This window comes from Photobacterium proteolyticum (genome assembly GCF_001939735.1).
Classification (GTDB): Bacteria; Pseudomonadota; Gammaproteobacteria; order Enterobacterales; family Vibrionaceae; genus Photobacterium; species Photobacterium proteolyticum.
This window is the reverse complement of record NZ_MJIL01000069.1, coordinates 95097-118845: the sequence shown is the minus strand read 5'-3', so window position 1 is coordinate 118845 and position 23749 is coordinate 95097. Positions and strand designations below refer to the sequence as shown.

The 23749-nt window shown below is 50.5% G+C and carries 23 protein-coding genes; 12 read left to right on the top strand and 11 right to left on the bottom strand.

What is annotated here, in order from left to right; all coding sequences use genetic code 11:
* Positions 1–2 precede the first annotated feature (2 nt).
* The 3 genes from BIT28_RS11565 to bolA all read right to left on the bottom strand — a co-directional run bounded on the left by BIT28_RS11565 (position 3) and on the right by bolA (position 3414).
* Positions 3–1343: a Na(+)-translocating NADH-quinone reductase subunit A gene (locus BIT28_RS11565; protein WP_075763750.1), complete on the bottom strand. Its 1341-nt coding sequence runs from the start codon at positions 1341–1343 to the stop codon at positions 3–5.
* Between the two features lie 411 nt (positions 1344–1754).
* The gene (locus BIT28_RS11560) at positions 1755–2840 is read right to left on the bottom strand and encodes a TRAP transporter substrate-binding protein (protein ID WP_075763748.1); all 1086 of its coding nucleotides are present in this window, start codon (positions 2838–2840) and stop codon (positions 1755–1757) included.
* Positions 2841–3096: 256 nt separating this feature from the next.
* Positions 3097–3414 (bottom strand): transcriptional regulator BolA, encoded by a 318-nt coding sequence (gene bolA / locus BIT28_RS11555; RefSeq protein ID WP_075763746.1) that lies wholly within the window; start codon positions 3412–3414, stop codon positions 3097–3099.
* A 197-nt stretch (positions 3415–3611) separates the two neighbouring features.
* On the opposite strand from bolA, the gene BIT28_RS11550 reads away from it, so the two are divergent.
* The 9 genes from BIT28_RS11550 (at position 3612) to yajL (ending at position 12040) form a co-directional block, all read left to right on the top strand.
* Positions 3612–4736: a methyltransferase gene (locus BIT28_RS11550; RefSeq protein ID WP_075763744.1), complete on the top strand. Its 1125-nt coding sequence runs from the start codon at positions 3612–3614 to the stop codon at positions 4734–4736.
* A 64-nt stretch (positions 4737–4800) separates the two neighbouring features.
* Positions 4801–5370: a YajG family lipoprotein gene (locus BIT28_RS11545; protein WP_075763742.1), complete on the top strand. Its 570-nt coding sequence runs from the start codon at positions 4801–4803 to the stop codon at positions 5368–5370.
* A complete protein-coding gene (locus tag BIT28_RS11540; RefSeq protein WP_075763740.1) occupies positions 5370–5921 on the top strand; it encodes a peptidylprolyl isomerase in 552 nt (183 codons plus the stop codon). The genes BIT28_RS11545 and BIT28_RS11540 overlap by 1 nt, the downstream gene beginning before the upstream one ends.
* Before the next feature lie 42 nt (positions 5922–5963).
* Complete coding sequence (locus BIT28_RS11535) at positions 5964–6326, top strand: hypothetical protein (RefSeq protein ID WP_075763738.1); 363 nt, start codon at positions 5964–5966, stop codon at positions 6324–6326.
* A 196-nt stretch (positions 6327–6522) separates the two neighbouring features.
* Positions 6523–7905 carry an AmpG family muropeptide MFS transporter gene (locus tag BIT28_RS11530; protein WP_075763736.1) on the top strand — a complete coding sequence of 461 codons (1383 nt, stop codon included), beginning with the start codon at positions 6523–6525 and terminating at the stop codon, positions 7903–7905.
* Positions 7906–8265: 360 nt separating this feature from the next.
* On the top strand, positions 8266–9138 hold the full coding sequence (locus BIT28_RS11525) for a nucleoside-specific channel-forming Tsx family protein (RefSeq protein ID WP_075763734.1): 873 nt from the start codon (positions 8266–8268) through the stop codon (positions 9136–9138).
* Between the two features lie 363 nt (positions 9139–9501).
* Entirely contained in the window at positions 9502–10341 is an 840-nt protein-coding gene (locus BIT28_RS11520) for a nucleoside-specific channel-forming Tsx family protein (RefSeq protein ID WP_075763732.1), read from the top strand.
* Between the two features lie 183 nt (positions 10342–10524).
* The gene (gene panE / locus BIT28_RS11515) at positions 10525–11430 is read left to right on the top strand and encodes a 2-dehydropantoate 2-reductase (protein WP_075763730.1); all 906 of its coding nucleotides are present in this window, start codon (positions 10525–10527) and stop codon (positions 11428–11430) included.
* Positions 11420–12040, top strand: coding sequence for a protein deglycase YajL (yajL, locus tag BIT28_RS11510; protein ID WP_075763728.1), 621 nt, complete (start codon positions 11420–11422; stop codon positions 12038–12040). Before panE ends, yajL begins: the two co-directional genes overlap by 11 nt.
* A 163-nt stretch (positions 12041–12203) precedes the next feature.
* On the opposite strand, the gene thiI is transcribed toward yajL, so the two are convergent.
* The 3 genes from thiI to pomA all read right to left on the bottom strand — a co-directional run bounded on the left by thiI (position 12204) and on the right by pomA (position 15503).
* Positions 12204–13652: a tRNA uracil 4-sulfurtransferase ThiI gene (gene thiI / locus BIT28_RS11505; protein WP_075763726.1), complete on the bottom strand. Its 1449-nt coding sequence runs from the start codon at positions 13650–13652 to the stop codon at positions 12204–12206.
* Between the two features lie 160 nt (positions 13653–13812).
* Positions 13813–14730 carry a flagellar motor protein MotB gene (locus BIT28_RS11500; RefSeq protein ID WP_075763725.1) on the bottom strand — a complete coding sequence of 306 codons (918 nt, stop codon included), beginning with the start codon at positions 14728–14730 and terminating at the stop codon, positions 13813–13815.
* Between the two features lie 11 nt (positions 14731–14741).
* On the bottom strand, positions 14742–15503 hold the full coding sequence (gene pomA, locus BIT28_RS11495; RefSeq protein ID WP_075763723.1) for a flagellar motor protein PomA: 762 nt from the start codon (positions 15501–15503) through the stop codon (positions 14742–14744).
* Between the two features lie 212 nt (positions 15504–15715).
* Between pomA and xseB the strand changes: the two genes are divergently transcribed.
* Genes xseB through dxs form a run of 3 tightly spaced genes read left to right on the top strand, consistent with a single transcriptional unit; the run spans position 15716 to position 18738 of the window.
* Complete coding sequence (gene xseB, locus BIT28_RS11490) at positions 15716–15958, top strand: exodeoxyribonuclease VII small subunit (protein ID WP_075763721.1); 243 nt, start codon at positions 15716–15718, stop codon at positions 15956–15958.
* Positions 15951–16853, top strand: coding sequence for a (2E,6E)-farnesyl diphosphate synthase (gene ispA, locus BIT28_RS11485; protein ID WP_075764213.1), 903 nt, complete (start codon positions 15951–15953; stop codon positions 16851–16853). The genes xseB and ispA overlap by 8 nt, the downstream gene beginning before the upstream one ends.
* Positions 16854–16878: 25 nt before the next feature.
* The gene (gene dxs, locus BIT28_RS11480) at positions 16879–18738 is read left to right on the top strand and encodes a 1-deoxy-D-xylulose-5-phosphate synthase (protein WP_075763719.1); all 1860 of its coding nucleotides are present in this window, start codon (positions 16879–16881) and stop codon (positions 18736–18738) included.
* A gap of 50 nt (positions 18739–18788) precedes the next feature.
* Here dxs and BIT28_RS11475 read toward each other — a convergent pair whose 3' ends face one another.
* The 5 genes from BIT28_RS11475 to ribH all read right to left on the bottom strand — a co-directional run bounded on the left by BIT28_RS11475 (position 18789) and on the right by ribH (position 23543).
* Complete coding sequence (locus tag BIT28_RS11475; RefSeq protein WP_075763717.1) at positions 18789–20936, bottom strand: hypothetical protein; 2148 nt, start codon at positions 20934–20936, stop codon at positions 18789–18791.
* A 141-nt stretch (positions 20937–21077) separates the two neighbouring features.
* Positions 21078–21563, bottom strand: a complete 486-nt coding sequence (gene pgpA, locus BIT28_RS11470) for a phosphatidylglycerophosphatase A (protein ID WP_075763715.1) — start codon at positions 21561–21563, stop codon at positions 21078–21080.
* 3 nt (positions 21564–21566) lie between these two features.
* Positions 21567–22541, bottom strand: a complete 975-nt coding sequence (thiL, locus tag BIT28_RS11465; protein ID WP_075763713.1) for a thiamine-phosphate kinase — start codon at positions 22539–22541, stop codon at positions 21567–21569.
* A 64-nt stretch (positions 22542–22605) separates the two neighbouring features.
* The gene (nusB, locus tag BIT28_RS11460; protein WP_075763711.1) at positions 22606–23073 is read right to left on the bottom strand and encodes a transcription antitermination factor NusB; all 468 of its coding nucleotides are present in this window, start codon (positions 23071–23073) and stop codon (positions 22606–22608) included.
* Positions 23073–23543, bottom strand: a complete 471-nt coding sequence (gene ribH, locus BIT28_RS11455) for a 6,7-dimethyl-8-ribityllumazine synthase (RefSeq protein WP_075763709.1) — start codon at positions 23541–23543, stop codon at positions 23073–23075. The genes nusB and ribH overlap by 1 nt, the downstream gene beginning before the upstream one ends.
* Positions 23544–23749: the final 206 nt, after the last annotated feature.

Below are 23749 nucleotides of genomic sequence, written 5' to 3'. Positions count from 1 at the left end.
AATTACCCTTCCTTCTCAATTGTATCCAGGCACTCACGTAGAAGTGGGCCGAACTCATACTTACCCGGGCATACGAATGTACATAGAGCCAGATCTTCTTCGTCAAGCTCTAGTGCACCTAGCTGCTGTGCACTGTCAACATCACCTGCACACAGGTCACGAAGTAGCAATGTCGGTTCAATATCAAGCGGCATTACTCGCTCGTAGTTACCGATTGGCACCATTGAACGCTCACTACCATTCGTCGACGTTGTCATATTGAACAACTGGCCAGGGAAGAACTGGCTAAGGAACGAGCGAGTCACAGAGAACTTGTTCTTACCTGGTGCAATCCAGCCAAGAAGCTCTTTCTCGCGACCTTCACGAAGTGCAGTGACCTGCAGGTGGTAACGGCCAAGGTAGGCATGAGCACCAATCGCATGCAGACCATTCAGTACTGAGCCTGAAAGCACACGCAACTCACCTGGCATTAGCTCGGCGTCGGTGATCTGATCGATAGCCGCACCAATTTGGGTACGGACCAGACGAGGGCTGTTTACAACAGGACCGGCAAGAGAAACAACGCGATCAGTGTATAGCTCACCAGTCAGGAACAGCTTACCGAATGCAATCACATCCTGGTAGTTGATGTGCCATGCCACGTTCTCCAGGTTTGCACCAAATAGCGTGTGGATATGGGTACCAACAAGGCCAGCAGGGTGTGGACCGTTGAATACATGCTCTTCGATATTGGCTTCATTCGAACGAGGCAGGCTAGCACCAGATTTACAAACCATCACCTTGTCGCTAGTCAGACGAGACAGAAGCGTCAGACCGGCTACAAAAGCATCGCTTTGTTCATTGATGATAACTTCCGGGCTGGCAGCCAGAGGATTGGTATCAATAGCGGTAACAAAGATAGCCTGAGTTTCTGCATCTACCGCTGGCACCTTGCTGAAAGGACGTGTACGCAGAGCCGTCCACATACCTGACTCAACAAGCTGCTCGACAACTTTGCTGCGCTCTAGCTGAGCCAGCTGAGCTGCATCGTAGCAGTTGAATGTTACTTGCTCGTCGCCTTCTACATCGATCACTACAGACTGTAGAACACGCTTCGCACCACGGTTAATTTCTGCAACCTTGCCGCTGGCTGGTGCAGTGAACTTAACGCCAGGGTTCTTCTTGTCTTCAAAAAGAACCTGGCCTTTTTTCACTACATCCCCTACGCGGATATGCATTGTAGGACGCATACCAACATATTCTTCGCCAAGCAAGGCGACTCGTGTGATGGTCTTACCATCATTTATCGCCTGGGCAGGAGTCCCTGAAATTGGGATATCCAAGCCCTTTTTTATTGTAATCATACGCACTTGCACTACATTAACGGGAAAAAGAATTTTCTATTGCGCAATTAAGACACGACTTTCCTTCGTCCGAAGCCGGTTTTAAACCAACACCGACACCGCAACATCCTATTAACTTACTTGTCACATAATTTGTGCCGAGTAATTTTGAGGCCGCGATTCTAGCATTAATCCACGTGTTTTTACTATGCCAAACCACGCTAAACGAGGTGAAAATCCGTGAACATTTCAAACGCAATAGGGTTATTCGGTTATAAGTTTGAGCCAACGCACAAATGTGAGAAGTAAGCTGATTTATCAAAACATTCTCACTTGAAATACTGCGTTAACAAAAAATCAATGCCAATGAAACAGTCATAATAATGGGGCAACAAAGCCCCATTTAAGTTGTTTATTTTTTGTCATATTTTGTTAATCAATATTCACATCAGCATTATCTGACACCCGACCATATTGACGGATATCCGCTAGAAACTGGCTATATGACGCATAGATCCGACCTAAGTCCGGATCACTGGCACTATTTTCATTCATCAATTGCTGTGTCAATAATTTCAGCTCAGCCAGCACCTCTTTGGGAAAAAGCCTGATCTCAACACCGTGCTCATTGACCAGCACATCCAGCGCCTGCACGTTCTTTACCATATACTCATCAAGCATATCCTGGTTAATGGCGCGTGCAGCCACTTCAATAATCTGTTTTAAATCATCAGGTAAGGCTTGGTATGCATTTTTATTAACCAAGAACTCCAGTGTCGTACTCGGCTCTTGCCACCCCGGATAATAGTAGTACCTCGCAGCATTATGTAAACCAAATGCCAAATCATTATAGGGACCAACCCACTCGGTGGCATCTATCGCACCGGTCTCAAGTGCCGTAAACAACTCACCGCCAGGCAAGCTGACCGGAATACCCCCCGCCCGCTTAAGCACATCTGCCGCAAACCCGGGCAGTCGCATCTTCAGCCCTTTAAGATCAGCGAGGGTATTAATTTCTTTATTAAACCAGCCGCCCATTTGAGCCCCGGTATTTCCTCCGGCCATAGGAATAACGCCATAGGGCTCATAGAGCTCCTGCCAGAGTTCAAGGCCACCGCCATAGTGCAGCCAGGCATTCATTTCCTGAGCCGTCATACCAAAAGGAGTCGCAGAAAAAAACGATGCTGCTGGAATTTTATCCTGCCAATAGAAGGCTGCCGAATGCCCCATCTGAGCCGTTCCTTTCGACACCGCATTGAACACATCGAAACTGGGAACCAGTTCACCGGCGCCGTATACCTTTATGATCAGCCGGCCACCACTGAGCGCATTGACTTTATCGGCAAACCGCTCGGGAGCCAATCCCAGGCCCGGAAACCCTTTTGGCCACGAGGTAACCAGTTTCCATTCCACGGCCTTGACCTGTTGGTCTTTCTTATCGCTGCCCTGCTCACCACAGCCGGCCAACCCCATAGCAAGCACTAATCCGATTACGATTTTACGACTACGTTGTATCATTGAATTCCCTTCTACTATCTGAACGGCCGCTGCAAAAGTCACAGAGGTTCAAGTTCTTAACAGTATAGTCAGCTCACCATCGCTGACAGCTGCCTATCTCGGCAATCACCAAAAGGCAGGCTCCGCATCTCCAATGAAGGTAAATGCAATAATACGCGAATAATCAAGATAATGATGCCTGCAGATTCAAAGTTTATAACTAAAAAAACCGCAGCAAAGTGCGGTTTATCAATCAGTTCGGAGCTAATCAGGTCACTCAGTCTCCCAGTTTTGAGCCGCCTCCGCAAGCCGGTGACGCAGGCGCGCCGTCAACCAGGCTCTGCCATTCACTTTCGGTATAGGTGTGAATCGCCAGGGCATGGATACTGTGGGCCAACTCTTCGGCAAGCGCAGAATTGACAGCACGATGACGGCCAATCAGGCGAACACCATCAAACTGCTTGCTCACGACCACCACCTTAAAATGGCTTTCCGATCCTGGCGGAACATTATGCATGTTACTCTCGTTAACCACTTCGAGATGCAAAGGCTCAAAGACTTGCTGCAGTTTTTCTTCTATACGTTCCTGGATCATTACTCTCACCTTTATCGCCATGCGATAGCCACTAAACCGCCACGAAACAACTAGCCGCTTTTACTTTAAATATCCGCTAGTCAGGTAACGACCGTAATTAATCAGTCCCAAAAGCCGGGTTTTAGTTTGCAGCGCAGGCATGTTCTGCGAAAATGGACAACTCAATTCACTGTAAACATACCCTAAAGTAACCGGTAATGAAACCAGAGCTAACCCTGCACGAGCGTACGCTGACACTCAAGCGCTACCCTGTAAGAAAAAACGAAACCCTGCAAGCATGGGATGCCGCGGATGAATATCTCATCAACCATACCCAGGAGATGGCCCTGGATCCTCAGCGACCAATTCTCATCATGAATGACAGTTTCGGTGCGCTAAGCTGCTGGTTCACTCACAAAGGCTGCGTCACCAGCGTCACTGACTCGTTTATCGCCCGGCAAGGCTGCCTCGCCAATCTCGATGCCAACCAGCTACCGCATGTCAATATCGTCGACTGCCTGGCTGAACTACCGGAAAATCCGCAGCTGGTGTTAATTAAGCTGCCAAAAAACAATCGCCTGCTTACCTGGCAGCTACAGCAGCTTTGTAACCTGTTACCAGAGGACTGTACTGTCATAGGTGCTGCAAAGGCCAAAGATATCCATACCTCGACGCTGAAGCTGTTTGAGAAGCATCTGGGTGAAACCAAAACATCCCTGGCGGTCAAAAAAGCCCGCCTGATTTTCTGCCGGCCTAAGCCGGTGATGGCGAAACCACTTCCGGCTCCGCAGCAGTGGGAAGTTCCTGAGCATGAACTGACAATCACCAACCATGCCAATGTCTTCTCTAGTGACAGCCTGGATATTGGCGCCCGCCTGCTGCTGGAACATATCCCGCAAAACGACAAATATCGCGACATTATCGATCTAGGTTGCGGCAACGGTGTTATCGGCCTTAAAGCCGCTCGGCTGAATCCCCATGCATCCGTCACCTGTGTCGACGAAAGCTATATGGCTGTCGCCTCATGCCAGGCCAACGCGAAACTTAACCTGCACGCACCGGATCAGCTGACAGCCAAAGTGACCAACTGCCTGGATGGGCTTGAGCACGACAGTGCCGATCTCATTCTATGCAACCCACCGTTCCACCAGCAAACCGCCATCACCGATCATATTGCCTGGCAAATGTTTTGTGACTCAAAGCAAGTTCTCAGAGCTAAAGGCCAGTTAATTGTCATTGGTAACCGCCACCTGGGCTACGATGGGAAACTTAGACGCTTATTTGGTAATGTGTCGGTCATCGCCCAGAATAATAAGTTTGTGGTTTACCGTTCAGGAAAATAACCCAATGTTTTACTATTGAGCCGTTGTCTGCTCACAACAGCTTTTGTTAAGGATAGAAATAAATATGAAGAAGCTCTTTGTTGCCGCCACTGTCTTGGCACTTACTGCCTGTACGGCACCATCTGAACCACAGCTAACCATTGCGCCGACGCCAGTTGTTAGTACCCAGGCTAACGCCCAGGGTAAGTCCCTGAGTCTGGAAAGCCGCGACCTGAGAACGGCTCAGTTTATAGCGGTTGTCGACAGCGGCCGCCAGAACGTTCAGCCTCTGCACGCGACACAAAACTTACGCGTCACGCTAGAACAAGCCCTGTCTCGCCAGCTGAGATCACAAGGTTACGCCATTACGCAAGATAGTCAGGGAACCATGCGCCTGGACATCCTTGAAGCAATGATCAACGTCAAGCACAGCATGATGAGCCATGAGCTTAACAGCAAACTTCAGCTTCAGTTGGTTATCGAGTCCCCGACCGGCAAGTTCGTCAAGCGCTACTCCGGCAAGTCCGAACGTAACGGTGCGATGAGTGCGTCAATGGGAGATATGGAAGAAGCAATGAACAGCCTGATCACAGCAGTACTAAAAGACATCCATTCAGATCCTGAACTGAACAACTACATGCAGGAGAACCTGTAATGCGTCGCTACCTTGTCGCTTTGCTATTGAGCTTTGCGTTGCCCGTCAGTGCCACGCAAGTATTGATGACGACGAACCTTGGCGAACTCACCATTCAACTGGATGAGAAAAAAGCCCCGCTATCGAGCCAGAACTTTCTGCGCTACGTCGAAGACGGTAGCTACGTCGGTACCATTTTTCACCGCGTGATCCCGGGCTTTATGGCCCAGGGCGGTGGCTTTGACAAAGATTTGCAGCGCCGGCCAACCTATCCGCCGATCAAAAACGAGTCAACCAACGGCCTGAGCAATGCCCGCGCAACCATTGCAATGGCACGCACTCAAGATCCTGACTCGGCAACTCGCCAGTTCTATATCAACTACCAGAACAACTCGTTTTTGGACGCTCAGGGCAGCCGTCCTGGTTATGCCGTATTCGGCAAAGTTGTGAAGGGCTTCTCAGTTATTGAAAAAATGGCTGAAATTCCTACTACAACTATCCGATCTATGGGTATGAAAGATGTCCCGCAGCAGCCTATAGTTATTAAAGCTATTACTATTATCAAAGAGTAGGCTAACGTCACCTGGCCGTTAGCCTACGACCAGGTGACTGCTATGCTAACACTGATCTCATCCCGGCCAGATGTGTCTTCTGAATTGGTCAATCAGCATATCGCTGACTACGCCCCCGCCCTGGCATTAAGCGCCTTAGGTACATTGAGTGGCGATGTCAGCTACGACTCCATGAGTAAAACCTGTTCTGAACATCTCCGTGATTGGTGGAAGCTCTCAGTCGCATCGGGAACGCCAGCCGACAGTTATGAATCGGCCTATTGGTACTTGCTCCACCTGCTTGAGTCACTGGAAGAGCACGAATTACTGGGTAACAACTTCATTCAGTTTAAAGTGACAACGACGGCCCAGTTTTTGCTCGGGTTGGGCGAACACCAGAAAAAAATGCAAGGGATTAGGCCGTAATAAGGAACAGAATTCCGCAGCCCCCCACCCTAGCCCTCCCCTTCAAAAAGGGAGGGAACAAGAGCCAACTCTTCCCCCTCTCCTTAACTCTGGGATTTCACCCCTCAATCTTTTACTGTCATTTTACTGAAGTTCCCAGTAGCTTAGATTTATAATCGAGGGAAAACGGCAACATTGCGATGATTCAGGGGAAGTAATGGAACAATCTATCAAGGAAAACAAACTAGGCTGGCGCGTCTATTTCGAAAAGAAAGTGCTGATCATGCTGGCACTGGGCTTTTCTTCCGGCCTGCCTCTGTTGCTGGTTTTCGGCACCTTGTCATTCTGGCTCCGGGAAGCAGAAGTTAGTCGAACCGATATCGGCTTTTTTAGCTGGGTCGCTTTGGCCTATGGCTTTAAGTGGATCTGGTCTCCCCTGATTGACCGTTTTCCCGTTCCTGTACTCTCGCGGCTATTAGGCCGCCGCCGCGGCTGGATGGTATTTTCCCAGCTCTTAATCATCGTCTCGCTATGCGGTATGGCCTTTAGTAACCCGCAGGTCGATTTGGTACAGTTGGCTGTTTTTGCCGTCATTGTTGCCTTTTCATCGGCCTCGCAGGATATCGTCATTGATGCCTACCGTATCGAGTTAGCCACAGAACGCCTCCAGGCTGCCCTTGCCGCTGCCTATATGACAGGCTACCGGTTGGCTATGATCATGGCCGGTGCAGGAGCCCTCGCTTTTGCAGCTTGGCTTGGATCCGACAGTGGCTATGATGCCAATGGCTGGAAGCAAGCCTACTTCATCATGGCATCACTCATGCTTGTCGGCTTGATCACGGCACTTTGTATCCACGAGCCCAACATCGACAACTCGGAAATTGACAATGTAGAACGAGAATTCCGCCATCAGCTCACAGACAACGGTATGATGCCGCAACTGGCCAGAATCATCGCCTGGTTCTATACTGCTGCCGTCATGCCGTTCAAAGACTTTTTCTCCCGGTATGGCCGTGATGCCCTGCTCATTCTGGTACTGATTGGCTGCTACCGGATTTCAGATGTTGTCATGGGGGTGATGGCCAACGCTTTCTATGTCGATATGGGCTTTACCAAAACAGAAGTTGCTTCGGTATCAAAAGTCTACGGCGTGATCATGACCTTGCTTGGCGCCGGGCTGGGCGGCATTCTTGTCAGCCGATTCAAGACACTTGGTATTCTGGCGTTGGGGGCCATACTTTCCGCCGGCACCAATATTCTGTTCATGGTGTTTACCTATATGGGAAACAGCCTGCCTATGCTGACGCTGGTGATATCAGTTGACAACCTGAGCGCTGGTATTGCAACAGCGGCTTTCATTACCTATATGTCAAGCCTGACCAATGTGGCCTTTTCAGCCACGCAATATGCACTATTTAGCTCAATTATGCTCTTATTCCCTAAGTTTATTGCTGGTTTTTCAGGCCTTTATGTCGATACTTTCGGATATAACATTTTCTTCTTAACAACCGCGCTGATCGGCTTGCCGGTTTTGCTACTGATCTACGCTGTAGACAAGACCTCGAGCTCCTCCTCGGAAGCCAGCTCTGAAGCTGGCTGAGCAACCAATTTCACAGCATCATTAAGCATCATCTCCAACCGGAAGTATTCTGTTGATGAAGAATACTTCCGCCCTTCATTCATCTCACTTTTCTCTGCCGGTCCCCCCCTCAAAACAGCGGTTAGATAAGCGCTTTATCATTTAGTTCAGAAAAATTTCATTTAAAGCACTAAAAACAACGATCGAGATCACCATTACCATCATTTGCAATCGATTACAAAGGATCCCGGTCACGTTTGGGAAAGGATTGCGCAATCGTTACATTCACAAGAGTGACATAAAACAATAGAATCACCGCCATAAATACGGACAACGTATAAATAAGTCCGAAAGATAAAACACAATTAGCGAGGCTTCACCATGCGTAAATCACTAGTAGCACTTAGCGTTCTAGCTGCAACAGCTCTACCTGCCGCAGTTAATGCAGCAGATTACTCTGACGACATCCACAAGAATGACTACAGCTGGTCTCAGTTCAACCTGATGTATGCTTTTGACGAGCTACCAGGCGAATCAAGCCACGACTACCTGGAAATGGAATTCGGCGGCCGCTCTGGTATCTTCGACCTATACGGTTACGTTGATGTATTCAATCTAACCAACGACAGCAGCAGCGACAAAAACGGTGCAGAAAAAATCTTCATGAAGTTCGCACCTCGTATGTCTCTTGATGCGGTAACTGGCAAAGACCTGTCTTTCGGCCCTGTTAAAGAACTTTACATAGCTGGTCTATTCCAGTGGTCAGGTAATGCCGGTAACACTGGCATCCAGATGAACAACGATGGTACGCCAAAGCTTGATGAAAATGGCAAGCTTCAATATCAGGCAAACGGCGTAAACCAAGCATTCGTTGGTCTGGGTTCTGACGTAGAAGTGCCATGGCTAGGTAAAATTGGCCTGAACGCATATGCCCTATACGACATCAACAACAAAGACTGGAACGGTTATCAAGTTTCTACCAACTGGTTCAAACCATTCCACTTCTTCGACAACGGCAGCTTCCTGTCTTACCAGGGTTACATCGATTACCAATTCGGTTTGAACAATGATGTTCCAGGCCTAACAACTTCAAACGGCGGCGCTATGTTCAACGGCCTGTACTGGCACTCTGAGCGCTACGCTGTAGGTTACGGCCTGAAAGCATACAAAGATATCTACGGTTTGAAAGATGGTGGCTTTGCAGGTAAAACATCTGGCGTTGGCCACTACATTGCTGTTACCTACAAGTTCTAAGTTAATTTGTACATAGCGAGATGAAAGGCGCCTTGGGCGCCTTTTTGTTATTTACGACGTATATATCTCGAAAATAAGATTGAAATTACTTACGAGACACCCCGGCTTTCTAGTTCATTTTCTTCCATATTTTTCCCGACTTCTTTCCCTACAACTGAGAAATACGACTTAGTAATAAGACAGAAGCACAGCGCTGAGAATATGCGCTAGCCTTTGCTGTATGAGCGCGAAGTATATTTTCACTCCTACAACACGCTCACGGCATACTTCTTGTCATGCCTTTCCAGACTGTGGCTATAACCTAGAAAAGCAAACTGACGAGAAGAACAACAAGCAATGGCAAATGGTTAGCGGGAAGTCATCATGTATAAAACTCTGGCAGCTCTTAGTATCAGTTCCGCCCTCGCTCTTTCCGGTGCGAGCTTCGCCGTCGACTATTCCGACGACATCAGAAAAAATGACTATAAGTGGTTCACTTTAAACCTGATGCAAAGTATCAACAACCGTATCCCTTTCGGGTTCCAGGATGATACCTACTTCGAGATGGAGTTTGGCGGCCGTTCCGGTTGGCTGGATCTCTACGGGTATCTGGACGTCTTCGATGTGCTTAACTCCAGTAACTCGGACCGAAACAAGCCTGAAGGCAGCAATGACTTTGCAGATAACTTCTTCTTCAAGTTTGCACCAAGAGCGTCATTAGATGCACTAACGGGCAAGGATCTTTCCTTCGGGCCGGTTCAGGAACTCTATATTTCTACAGTTACCAATGTGGGTGATAATGCCCTGTTCGAACACTACATTGGAATAGGTTCGGATGTTGAGGTTCCCTGGTTCGGGAAAATGGGGCTCAATACCTATGCCCGCTATGTCCGAGAAAATTTCGGGGCAGACAACGAAAGTGAGTGGGATGGCTACATGATTTCCACCAACTGGTTCAAGCCTTGGTATACCCTCAGCAGCGGCGATTTCATCACCTATCAGGGGTACCTGGATTATAAATTCGGTGCCTCGAAGATATCAGATGATGTCAACCGGACAACAACAGCGGTTGAATGGTTCAACGGTATTTACTATCACACCCCGCAGTGGGCTTTTGGCTATGGTGCTAAGTACTACCACAATATGGCGCTGTTCAAAGACGGTGGTTTTGCCGGCGACACCACAGGCTGGGGTCACTACTTCTCGATCAACTACAAATTCTGACCAGACGGATTCTACTCTTTTCTGGCTTTCAGTGGCGCATCCATAGCAATATGAATGCGCCTTCTTTTGCCTGTTCTCCCTCTCCAGCAGAAAATGCTATCCTGCTTTCCTCGTATAGCTCTCAGTATAAGTAACGTTAAAATACTGGCGCCAATTGAAATAAACACAAAAAGGAGGGTTCAGGTGAAATTAACCGTTGTCGGTGCCGGTGCCGTCGGCCGTTTATGGGGATGCAAACTATCGCTGCAGCACGATGTTCATTTTTGGACCCGGGATAACGCCCCGAGCCTGACAGTGCAGCTCAATCCGTTAGCGGCCAATGATAAGTCGACAATCTGCCACTTTTCAGCTAACCAGCCCCCTGTGCTAACCGATGCGGACTGCATTCTCGTCATCGTCAAAGCGTTTCAGGTCACGCAGGCTCTTAAGGACATCCGCCGTCACCTAAGACCGGAAACACCGGTCATTATTATGCACAACGGGATGGGAAGTCAGGACATAGCCCGTAAACTGTTACCGAAAAACCCGTTACTCTACGCCACTACGGCGCAGGCAGCTTTTCGCCCCGATGAGCAGCAGGTCAGTCATACCGGCATCGGGCAAACCTGGCTAGGCGCCCTGAACACGACAGGCAAAAAGCATAAAGCGCTGGCTGATGAACTGGACTATGCCCTTCCCCCCTGTCAGTGGCATGATGATATCGCCTACCCGCTGTGGCAAAAACTGGCTATCAACTGTGCCATCAACCCACTGACAGCGATTCACCAGTGCCGTAACGGTGAACTGGCCAATCAAAACTACAGCCAGCAGCTCACAGATATCTGCCACGAAGTCGCCCAGGTTATGACCGCTGAGGGCTATCCAATAAACAGCGATGAGCTGAAGCAACTGGCCGACAAGGTGATTAAAGCCACCAGCCAGAACTTTTCTTCTATGAATCAAGATATTTGCCAGCATAGACCCACTGAAATCGACTATATTACTGGCTATCTGATTGTCCGGGCTAAAGCACACGGGATCACCGTTCCGGTCAATACCCGGCTATGGCAACAAATTAAACAACTGGAGCAACACAATAATGACCAATGACGCTCAGCAACGTCCAATCAAAGTGGCGGTCTGTATCGCCCCTGGCACCGAAGAAATGGAAGCGATCAACACTATCGATATCCTGATCCGAGCCGGCTTTGAGGTCACCACAGCCAGCGCAGCCTCTGACGGCGCATTAATCGTCGAGGGCTCACGCGGGATCAAGCTGGTGGCTGATGTCGCGCTGGTGTCGATTGCCGACGACCCTTTTGACTGTGTTGTCCTGCCCGGTGGCCTTGGCGGTGCAGAGTGCTTCCGCGACAGCCCGTTACTGATCGAGTTCGTCAACCAGCATAAATATGACGGCAAACTGGTGGCAGCGATTTGTGCCTCACCGGCCGTAGTGCTTGAGCACCATCAAATGTATCCGAAGGCTATTATGACGGCGCACCCGGCCTTCATGGAGCAGATCCCGGAAGATCGTCGCCGTACCAAGCGTGTCGTCTTTGATGTCAACGGCAACCTGCTGACCAGCCAAGGGCCGGGCACCTCGCAGGAGTTCGCCCTGGAAATTGTCGTTCGTCTGGCAGGCAAGGAGAAGGCCGCAGAAGTGGCCAAGCCAATGGTGGTATGGCCGAACATGCACTACGACGTGCTGCCGAGGGTGTAGGCTGTTTTACTTACCCCTAGCCCTCCCCTAAAAAGAGGAGAGAACAAAGAATGCTCCTCCCACTTTTCAAGTGGGAGGACGGGAGGGGGTTAGCAGGCCCCAATAACAAAACGAGAGCCATTTGGCTCTCGTTATTATTGAGTGCGTTTAAGGCCTATCCCTTTTACGGACGATACACCTTAACGTTATCAAAACCGTTTTCTTTCAGGTACAGTGCCTGAAGGCGGCTCATCACACCACGGTCACAGTACAGCAGATAGGTGTTGTCATGCGGCAAATCGCCAAACTGTGTCGCCAGTTTGTAGAACGGCAGATGCTTAACCTCGACGTTTTCAATTTCCAGCGGGTTTTCATCTTCTTCGTCCGGGCTGCGAATATCGAGGACAATGGCACCATTGTCGATCTGATCAACTAGCTCAATCTCCGGCGCCTGCTCCTGGCTTTCTTTTTCGATGTCACGAATATCAATCACACGGGCCTCTTGAACCACACGATCAAGCACTGCAAAATCAAATTTCGCCTCTTCAGTTTCCAGCTTTTCTTTTACTGCTTTCACTGTCGGGCTCTTGGAGATGACACCACAGAATTCCGGCATGGTTTTGGCGAAATCTTCGGTACCAATATCACGCGCGACATTAATGATGTCTTCTTTGTCCCAGTTAATAAGCGGACGCAGGATCAAAGTATCAGTCACGTTATCGATATGGCGCAGGTTGGTCAATGTCTGGCTTGAAACCTGACCGAGAGCTTCACCAGTAACCAGCGCCTGAAGACCCAAGCGTTCGGCAACCTGGCCGGCAGCACGCATAAACATACGCTTAAGCACAACCCCCATCTGACCATCGGCCACATTTTCCAGGATTTCGGCAACTACCGGTTCGAAGTCAATCGCAATAAATTTAACTTTGGCTGATGAGCCGTATTTTTTCCAAAGGAAGTGCGAAACCTGCTTAACACCGATTTCATGAGCCGGGCCGCCAAGGTTGAAGAAACAGTAGTGCACCTTGCTACCGCGCTTGATATGCAAATAGCTCGATACACCCGAGTCAAAGCCACCGGAGATCAGACTCAGCACATCTTCCTGAGTCCCCAGAGGGAAACCACCCAGACCTTTATGACGCGCCAGCACTTGATTCAGCTTGTCCTGAGCAACTTCGATTTTTACGGTAACGTCCGGATTTTTCAGTTTGACAGAAGCAGATTCAATCGCCTGATTCAGGCCGCCACCTACGTAGCGCTCCAGTTCAATCGAGGTGAAGTCATGTTTGCCAGTTCGCTTGGCGCGTACACAGAACGTCTTGCCTTCAATCTGGTCGCGGACGTGTTCTAGAGTCTGCTCGTAGATATCGTGCATGTCAGTGAAGTCACTTTGCTTCACTTCCAGCGAATGGTGAATACCAGGCGTTTGCGTTAATACCGCCAGAACCTGATCACGAATGCTGTCATCTTTTGATGACACTTCGATGTGACTACGGCGATTTTGTACCGCTACTGAATCGGACAAACGCTGAACAATAATGCGGATGTTGCTTTCCAGGATTTTGGTGAAGCGCTTTCGGACAGAATCACTCTTTACAAAAATCTCAGGATGGGGTTTAACGATAAATTTCATAACACGCTTCGCTACACTGGGCCAAACAATACCAAAAGGATTAATCCTAAAAGGGATCAAAGGCGCGGATTATACAGCAAGCAGGCTGTTGCTGAAACAATGATATACAGAGAGGGTCCCCTTCCCTGTATATCATTCCACTATTAGGTTTAGTGTAGGCTTAATTTTCAGCGCTAGGCACTTCATCCGAATAATACGGTTCACCCTGCATGATGGAAATCTCGACCCGGCGGTTTTCTTTGCGCAGCGCCTCAGTCTTGTTGTTGTTCAGCGGTGCCGTATCGGCCAACCCGACCACCCGCAGACGCTTGTGTTCGAAGCCATCCACTTTTTCCATCTCCTGGGCAACCGACACGGCGCGTTGTGCCGACAAGTCCCAGTTTGAGCGGTAGAGCTCTGAATCCAATTTCTGGTTATCAGTATGGCCGGAGACACGGATCACGCCGGGTACATCCTTGACCAAGTCGGCAACCTGCCTCACCAACGGCCTGAACTTGGGCTGCAAGAAAGCTGAACCTGCAGGGAACGATCCTTTCTCCTTGATCCGGATAACGACCTGCTGACCGAAACTTTCCACTTCAACTGCCCCGTCCTGGATCTCACGATCAAGCGCCTTCTGCAGAATTTCCATCAACTGCTCCTGTGATTCCGACAGTTCAGAATCACTATTCTGCTTCTGCTCGGTCGACAAGTCAGCACTCTGTCCGCCCGTCATCTTGCCGGCGTCTCGCTGGGTACCGCCGGCCCTGTCGGATTCGCCCTCATGAAAATCCAGCGAACGCTGGGTCATATCAATCGTCTGCTGCATGATGACTTCAATCGGCGTCGGCTCCGGACGCCCGGGACGAAACTCCTGGGCAATCACGCTGGTTCCTTTCGGAATATCTTTCACTTCCAGCATATTTTGAACACCGAAAGCAAACTTCATCGAACCGGCAATTTGCTTAAACTTCAGTACATCCATCTCTGAGAAGGACAGCAGAAGTACAAAGAAACACATCAGCAATGACATCAAATCGGCGAAGGTACCCATCCAGGCCGGTAGCCCCGGGGGGGGACATTTGCATTCTTCTTCCATCGTCCCTCCTGTTACTCGTCGCCGTCGATGCTACGTTTCTTCTCGTTCAGATAATTTTTCAGATAGCCGTCAATCACCCGCGGGTTCTGGCCGTCCTGAATAGCCAGCACCCCGTCGAGGATAAGGCGACGATTCAATTTTTCTTCGTCCTTGCGCAGCTGTAATTTGGCAGCAATTGGCAGCATCACCATGTTCGCCAGAACCGCACCGTAAAGCGTGGTCAAAAGAGCAACGGCCATCGCAGGGCCAATCGATTTGGGGTCATCCATGTTGGACAGCATCGCAACCAGACCGATCAGCGTACCGATCATCCCCATCGCCGGTGCTACATCGCCGAGAGCCTTGAAAATACCCGCCCCCAGCTCGTGGCGCTCATTGGTCAGGGCGATATCTTTTTGCAGGGTTGCCCGGACAACATCGGCGTCATGACCGTCAACCAGCAAGTCTATGCCTTTGCGCAAAAAAGAGTTTTCCACTTCCATTTCTTCCAGCGCTAGAAAACCGCCCTTACGGGCCGCATCAGCCATCTCAACCACCTTGGCAATCAAGTCCTCAGGATTGTCCGTCTTGAACATAAAGGCCTTGGCGGCAATTTTCGCTGCACCGAAAAACTGCCCGACGCTGTATTGCATCAATGCAACAAACATCGAGCCACAAAATACGATCAAAATCGACTGCGTATCAATGAACATACTGATACTACCGCCCAGTACCATCGCCATAATAACGAAGGCAAATGACCCGATTAAACCTATGAGGGTAGCCAAATCCACCGGTAATTCTCCAACTTGCGACACGTAGCCAAAATGATTTCTGTGGCTATTCTAACCAACTCAGACTATATCGGCACCATTGAATTTTGATTTAGCTTTCTTGACAGCAAAACTCGAAAATAACTGTTGGTGACACAGAATCCTGTGACATAATTTGACGCTGTAAACTCTCTACGTTATTTTTCCTGCACTTAAATCATAGTGAACCCTTTATGGCAGCTAAAAAACCTGAAAATATGGCGTTTGAAGCCGCACTGGATGAACTAGACAGCATCGTAAATGAGCTGGAATCCGGTGACATTGCGCTAGAAGATGCGCTGAAAAAATTTGAGCGTGGCATTGCGCTTGCCCGTAGCAGCCAGCAAAAACTGACTCAGGCCGAGCAGCGAGTAGAGATTCTGCTTCAGGCAGATGATGAAGCCCCCCTGACTGAATTTGATGCCGATAATGAATAAAAACACTTCCCTGTCACAGTCTCTGCAGTATTACCAGCAGCGTAATAACCAGCAGCTGGCACAATGGATCTCGGCTCAGCCGTACGCTGAACAGCCTCTCATCGAGGCCATGAAGCACGGTACATTGCTGGGTGGCAAACGTGCTCGCCCTTTCCTGACCTATGTAACAGGCCAGATGCTTGGTGCCGATTGTGCTAATCTTGATACTCCGGCGGCGGCAGTGGAATGCATTCATGCGTATTCGTTAATTCATGACGATCTACCGGCAATGGACAACGATGACTTGCGCCGTGGTCAGCCAACCTGCCATATTGCCTTTGACGAGGCGACAGCCATTTTGGCTGGCGACTCGCTGCAGACGCTGGCTTTTGAAATTCTGGCAACCGGTCCCTTGAGCGCAGACGGGGAGACCTACCGTATCCAGATGATAAGAGAACTGGCACAGGCATCAGGCGCGGCCGGCATGTGTATGGGACAGGCGCTGGATCTGGCGGCAGAGGGACAGGATGTCACGCTGCAGGAACTGGAAACCATCCACAAACATAAAACCGGTGCCTTGATCCGCTGTGCGATTCGCCTCGGGGCACTTGCCGCCGGTAACAAAGGTGCCGAGATACTGCCGCAGCTCAATCAATATGCGGATGCTATCGGCCTGGCCTTCCAGGTTCAGGACGATATTCTGGACGTTATCAGCGACACGGAAACCTTGGGCAAACCGCAAGGTTCAGATCTCGAACTGGAAAAAAGTACCTACCCGGCCTTACTCGGATTGGAAGGTGCGAAGCAAAAAGCTCAGCAACTTTATCAAGAAGCGCTACAAGCATTGGACGCAATACCCTACAATACAGACCAATTAGAAGTTTTTGCCCGATACGTCATCGAGCGCAATAACTAAAAAACAGTAAAAGCGCCGAAATGTTATGACACTGGATATTTCAAAATACCCTCATCTGGCTCTGGCAAACACTCCAGATGAACTCCGCTTGTTGCCAGTCGACAGTCTACCAGCTGTCTGCGACGAGCTACGTACCTACTTACTGAAGTCAGTAAGCCAAAGCAGCGGTCACTTTGCCTCCGGCCTTGGTGCCGTCGAGCTGACGGTTGCCCTGCACTATGTCTACAACACACCGTTCGATCACCTCATCTGGGACGTCGGACACCAGGCATACCCGCACAAAATACTTACCGGCCGCCGCGAGGCGATGTCGACGATCCGTCAGAAAGACGGAATCCACCCATTCCCGTGGCGTGAAGAGAGCGAATATGACGTTCTATCCGTCGGCCACTCGTCAACATCAATCAGTGCCGGACTGGGGATGGCGATTGCCGCGGAAAAAGAAGGCCTCGGCCGCAAAGTAGTCAGCGTGATCGGCGATGGCGCTATCACTGCCGGGATGGCATTTGAAGCGATGAACCATGCCGGTGATGTCCACTCGGATATGCTAGTGATCCTGAACGACAACGAGATGTCGATTTCAGAAAACGTGGGTGCAATGAATAACCACCTTGCGCGCTTGTTGTCCGGTAGCCTATATACCACCATTCGTGAAGGCGGAAAGAAAGTACTGTCTGGTGCGCCGCCGATCAAGGAACTGGTCAAGCGCGCTGAAGAGCATATCAAAGGCATGGTTGTTCCCGGCACCATGTTCGAGGAGCTTGGTTTTAATTATATCGGCCCTGTCGATGGCCATGACGTCGATGAACTGGTCAATACCCTGAAGAACATGCGTAACCTCAAAGGGCCGCAGTTCCTTCATATCATGACCAAGAAAGGCAAGGGCTATGCCCCGGCCGAAGCGGATCCGATTAACTATCACGCCGTACCGAAGTTTGATCTGACCCAGAACCCGATTCCGAAAACCAAGAGCCAACCAACGTTCTCCAATATCTTTGGCGACTGGCTATGCGACATGGCCGAGCAAGACAGCAAGCTAATGGCGATTACCCCGGCCATGCGCGAAGGCTCTGGCATGGTTCGGTTCTCGAAAGCGTTCCCCGAGCAGTACTTTGATGTTGCCATTGCCGAGCAACATGCAGTGACTCTGGCAACAGGCATGGCTATCGGTGGCTACCACCCGGTTGTTGCCATCTATTCAACCTTCTTGCAGCGCGGCTATGATCAGCTGATCCACGATATCGCGATCATGGATTTACCGGTTATGTTTGCCATTGACCGCGGCGGCCTGGTCGGTGCCGACGGGCAGACGCACCAAGGTTCGTTTGACCTGAGCTTCATGCGCTGTATCCCCAATATGGTGATCATGGCGCCAAGTGACGAAAACGAATGTCGCCAGATGCTCTATACCGGCCACCAGCATCAGGGGCCGAGTGCGGTACGCTACCCGCGCGGCAGCGGTACCGGCGTCGTGCCGAATCGCGAAATGACCGCCATGGAGATAGGGAAAGGGATTGTTCGCCGTCAAGGTGAGAAAATCGCTATCCTCAACTTCGGAACCACCCTGAGCTATGCGCTGGAAGCGGCTGAAAATCTTAACGCGACCGTGGCTGATATGCGTTTCGTCAAGCCTCTCGACGAGGCGTTGATCCTGGAGCTGGCGGCAACCCACGACACCTTGGTCACCGTCGAGGAGAATGCCATTGCCGGTGGTGCCGGGAGCGGTGTGAACGAGTTCCTGATGAAGCGAAAAGTGCTCAAGCCGGTACTGAACATCGGCCTGCCGGATCGCTTTATCGAACAAGGCACTCAGGCGGAACTCCATGCCCAGCTCGGCATTGATGGTCCGGGCATCGAGAAGCAGGTAAAAGCCTACATCGACTAACAAAGATAACGCCCTGGCCCGGTAGCTTTCTTGGCAGCCGGGTTCGGGTGTTAGAAGCTCTCCCCGACCACCGTCACATTGGGCCAGGGAACCTTTTTCAGTACCGCCCCCTCGTACCCCCCCAGCTCGATATAGCGCATAGGCTCCCCCAGCGAACCGTCATAGTTTATACGCTGATACTCTCCCGGCAGGGATATCCGCATGGGTTTGGCCAGCAAAAAACCTTTCTGGTTTCTTTCCTTAACGGCCCGGTAAACAACCAAGCCTTCGCTGTAACGGCGTGCAATCACTCCTTCCCGGGGAAAATCTCCAAACCAGCCGGAGCGGTAAAGCCAGAACCAGTTTGCCGGTTTCAGCGCAATATCCGATATCATCGATGCCGATGTTTTTGCCTTATCGCCCTTGTTTTCCCAGATCACCGCCTTGTGCCCTTTAGGGATATTAACTGGCCGGCCGATATCAATTTCCAGCATTCCCGTCGGCTGGTATACCCAGTTTTTCGGTACTCCCTGCCGGTACCAGTTTCGCAACGTCGTATTGCCACTGCCATAAAAATAGGTTTGGTTCCAACTGTGGAAAAAGGTATAGCCGGGCAGGTTAAAAAAGTAGTATTGGGCCAGCCCGGTTTCTATATCCCGCTGCCAGGCAAGATCAGAAGAAGGGGCCAGCTCGCTGCGTCCCCCTTTCACCGACGCCATGATGACACTCTTGTCACCAGCCTTGGCCAACGCAAAAGTCTCCCAGGCACGCTGCATCTTCTGCAAACCCATCGCCGGGGTGAGATAATGTTCCCGCAACCAGAGATCAATGACATCACGCAACTGCACCGGCCATACCGAATAATGCCAGAGGTTGATCTCCGAGATATTCGCAGCCAACCAAGTGGTTTGCGTTTTCTTTTTCACCCGGAGCAAAAAATCGGCCAGTTGCTTGGCATACTCTGTTGCCGCATCTGTCGTACCTGCCTTGAATGGCAGCTCGCTGAGCTGTCCACCCTCGTGGACGCTGAACTGATTGCTGTCGAGCAGCTTGGCCATATCATCATTGTATGCCCCGCTTAACCCCTGCCGCAGCCAGTCATGACGATACCAATTGGCATGCACCTCATTAAAAGCATCATTAACAAAACTCACTCGGTACCAGCAGGTACCCGGCCACATATTGCTGGCCGGTATCAGGCGTGCCTGATGCCTGAAGCGAGCACTGGCCTTGGTATTGGGACGCTCGCTAAACTCGACATCACTCACATATCCGTCACCGTCCTGATCATTGGCTCTGTCCCAACCGGGGATCCGCAACTGTTTGGCATCGAGCCGCAGCCACGGCTTAATACGTAGCGCGCTGAGCCGAGTCTCATCCGGCCAGGCGAGCTTAACCATCCATGTCTTTAAGCCGTTATCCAAGCCAATATTTCCGCTATTGAGTTTACGTTGCTGATAATACGGCCATGCACTGTGCCAAGCTTTTTTATACTCAAGATTGCCAGTCAGTATTTTTTGTCCTAGAAGGCTTTCACCCTGAGAATCTCCTCCATCAAAGATTGGCAACTGCTCAGAAGCTGCCCCCAAATCGGAATGCGACCAGTCAACCTTCATTTTTTTCCAGCCAGCCACATTTCCATTCTCATCGGTCAGGTTGCGTTTTAGCAAAGGAGAGCCGTCAGCAACAAGCTCAAGGGCATCAAGCGGGTAGGAAGAGAAGAGGATCACCTCGTCGCCGGGCTGAAGAGTCAGCGGCAAACGCGCAGTAGAAAACTGATTATTGCGTACCAGCAGCAAGTGATAGGGCTGGCCTTTGAGCAGATAATCCATACCGGAGCTTGGATTATCAACCGCCAGCAAAGTATCTTCGGCAAAATGCATGAAACCGTCTTCCATATCAACCCCGGACAAAGCCGCCTGCTTGTTTAGCCATGCTGACTGTTTTCCCGGCCGGCAGTCCAGCTTCTGGCTATAGATATAACCCACTGCAATGGTCTGCCGGTTAACATCAACATCCTGCATACCGCCAAAGATAATATCAGCATGGCTTGCCTCCCAGTCTTTCACGTCCTGGGTCGTGTTGAAGAACGATGTAGCCAACGGCTCATCCCAGCTTCCCGGCAACACCCAGGCTGCCCCTGTCGAGGGATAAATTTGCGCATAGGCCTGATAGGCCAACAATAAGCCTGCAACTAACCCCAACCCGTGCCACAGCATAGCTCACCACTCAGTTGTTCTGAAAACCTTAATAAAGCCTAGACGAACAATTTTTAGCGGGTTGATTTAAAGCCGGTTTATCTACAAAAAAGCCGCGCTATTGCGCGGCTAAAATTTCTGTTATCAGGATCCAGGCTTGTTCTACCAGCCCATCCAGTAACCGACTCCCCACAGGGCAATCATTGCCATAAAGCCTGCCAGGATATCATCTACCATAATCCCCAGACCGCCATGGACATGTTTATCCAACCAGCTAATCGGCCACGGCTTGACCATGTCAAAGAAACGGAACAGGACAAAACCTGTCAGTATCCATTCCCAGCTCGCTACCGGGGCGACGGCCATGGTGATCCAGAAACCGACAAACTCATCCCAGACGATACTGCCGTGGTCGTGAACCCCCATATCATCCGAAGTTTTCTGACAAATGATAATACCGACCAACGCCGCGACTACCGTGATAACCAAATAAGCCACAAAAGGGAGCTTAACCATCAATAGATAAAAAGGGATGGCCGCCACAGTGCCCATGGTTCCCGGTATAACTGGTGACAAGCCACTACCGAACCCTGTTGCCAGCAAATGCCAAGGGTTTGTCAGGTTGATATTCTCTTTAGGATTTCCCACTTACTACTCCGCAAAATGATCATAGCCATACAACTGCCAGTCAAGCGGCTGATCAGCCCTGATCAGCGTGACCCCCCGGCCCGGGCGCAACTGACCGATACAGGTCGCCTTGACGCCACAGTGTGCCAGAGTCGTATCGATTGCTCCACGGTTCTGCTCGGGAACCGTAAAGCAGAGCTCGTATTCTTCGCCACTGCCCAGCGCCAGCTGCAGAGCCTTGTCCCTGTCAGACTCAAACAAGCACAGCTCTGGTGACAGCGGCAGTTTATCAACCTCAATGCTGGCTGCCAGCCCGGAGCGCTTCAGTATGTGGCCGAGATCAGAAATCAAGCCGTCGGAAATATCCAAGGCTGCCGAGGCTATCCCGCGCAGTGCCTGTCCGGCCAAAATCCGGGGTTGCGCCTTGTAATGGCGATCAAGCAAAGTTTTTTGTAACTGCGGGTCACTCACCGTCTTCTCGCCAAGCAGCAAGGCAAGCCCGGCGGCGCTATCCCCCAAATTACCGGTGACATAGACCCAGTCACCTGAGCTTGCCCCACTGCGGGTGAGCGCTTTCCCCTTGGGAACAAAGCCATGCACGGTAATCGTAATGCTCAACGGACCTTTAGTGGTATCGCCACCCACCAGCTGAACATTGTAATAGTCAGCCAGTGCAAAAAAGCCCTGGCAAAACTGGCGTAGCCAACTTTCATCCGGGGAAGGCAAGGTCAATGCCAGAGAAACCCAGGCCGGCGTTGCCCCCATGGCTGCCAGATCGCTCAGGTTCGAGGCCAAAGCTTTATGGGCTACCAGCGCCGGATCAGCATCAGCCAAAAAGTGAGTACCTGCTACCAGTGAGTCTGTGCTGACAGCCAGCTGGCTGCCGTCCGGCACCTCCAGCAGGGCACAATCATCACCGATGGACAAGGCGACATCACGGCGGTTTACTTTCTGGTGCTCAAAATACCGAGCAATAAGGTCAAATTCGTTACTAGCCATACTGTTTTTCAAATTAAAGACAGAAAAAAGGCCAGCTAAGCTGGCCCTCTAGAATCGTATTCGATTACTTCTTGCGAAGTGTCGGTGCCGCTTTATCCAGCACACCGTTTACAAACTTATGGCTATCTTCCGCACCGAAGGCCTTGGCCAATTCGATAGCTTCGTTGATCACCACTTTGTATGGTACATCATCACGCTTGGTCATCTCATACATAGCAAGACGAAGCAGCGCAAGTTCCATCTGATCCAGGTCCTGTAGCGGACGAGACAGGTACGGACGCATTTTGCTGTCCAGTTCCTGATGGTTCAGAACCACACCTGTAAACAGGTCACGGAAGTAAGCAACGTCAGTATGCGGTGCTGCCAGCTCAGGCGCTTCAGCCTGGTGCTCTTCTTCTTCAAATTTATCGCCAGAAAGGAAGTGTTGCTCGATATCGGCAACATTACCCTTAGTGATCTGCCAAGAATAAATAGCTTGGATAGCAAAGTGACGTGCATTTCGACGTGCGGCTGGTTTCACAGTAACCCCCATTAGGATTCGATTTGGGACAGGACATTAACCATTTCAAGCGCGCTTAGTGCAGCCTCTGCCCCTTTATTACCAGCCTTGGTACCGGCACGCTCAATGGCTTGTTCGATTGAATCTACAGTCAGAACACCGAACGCTACCGGAGTATTGAACTCAAGAGCGATCTGCGCCAGACCTTTATTACACTCACCGGCAACATAATCAAAGTGTGGCGTACCGCCACGGATCACAGAGCCTAGCGCCACGATAGCATCGTAACGATCGCTCTTGGCAACCTGCTGGGCAACCAGTGGAAGCTCGTATGCACCAGGGCAACGAACAACAGTGATATTGTCATCGCTTACCTGACCTTGACGTTTCAGTGCGTCCAACGCACCTGAAAGCAGGCTTTCGTTGATAAAGCTGTTGAAGCGTGCGATTACGATAGCAACTTTTGCGTTTGGTGCCGCGATGGCGCCTTCAATTACCTTCATGGGCCTTCCTGTGACTATGTCTTTCCGGTTTGAGAAACCGCGGGAGTCTATCACACTTTAAAAGTTATACCAATTGACATCTCACCAGCTCAGGGTGAATGAATAATCGGTCATAGCAGGTGATAAGCGCGTATTTCTCGCCGGTATTATCAAAATAACCTCCTGTCCTGCAACTAAGCAGCAACAGGAGAAAGAAAAAACAGGCC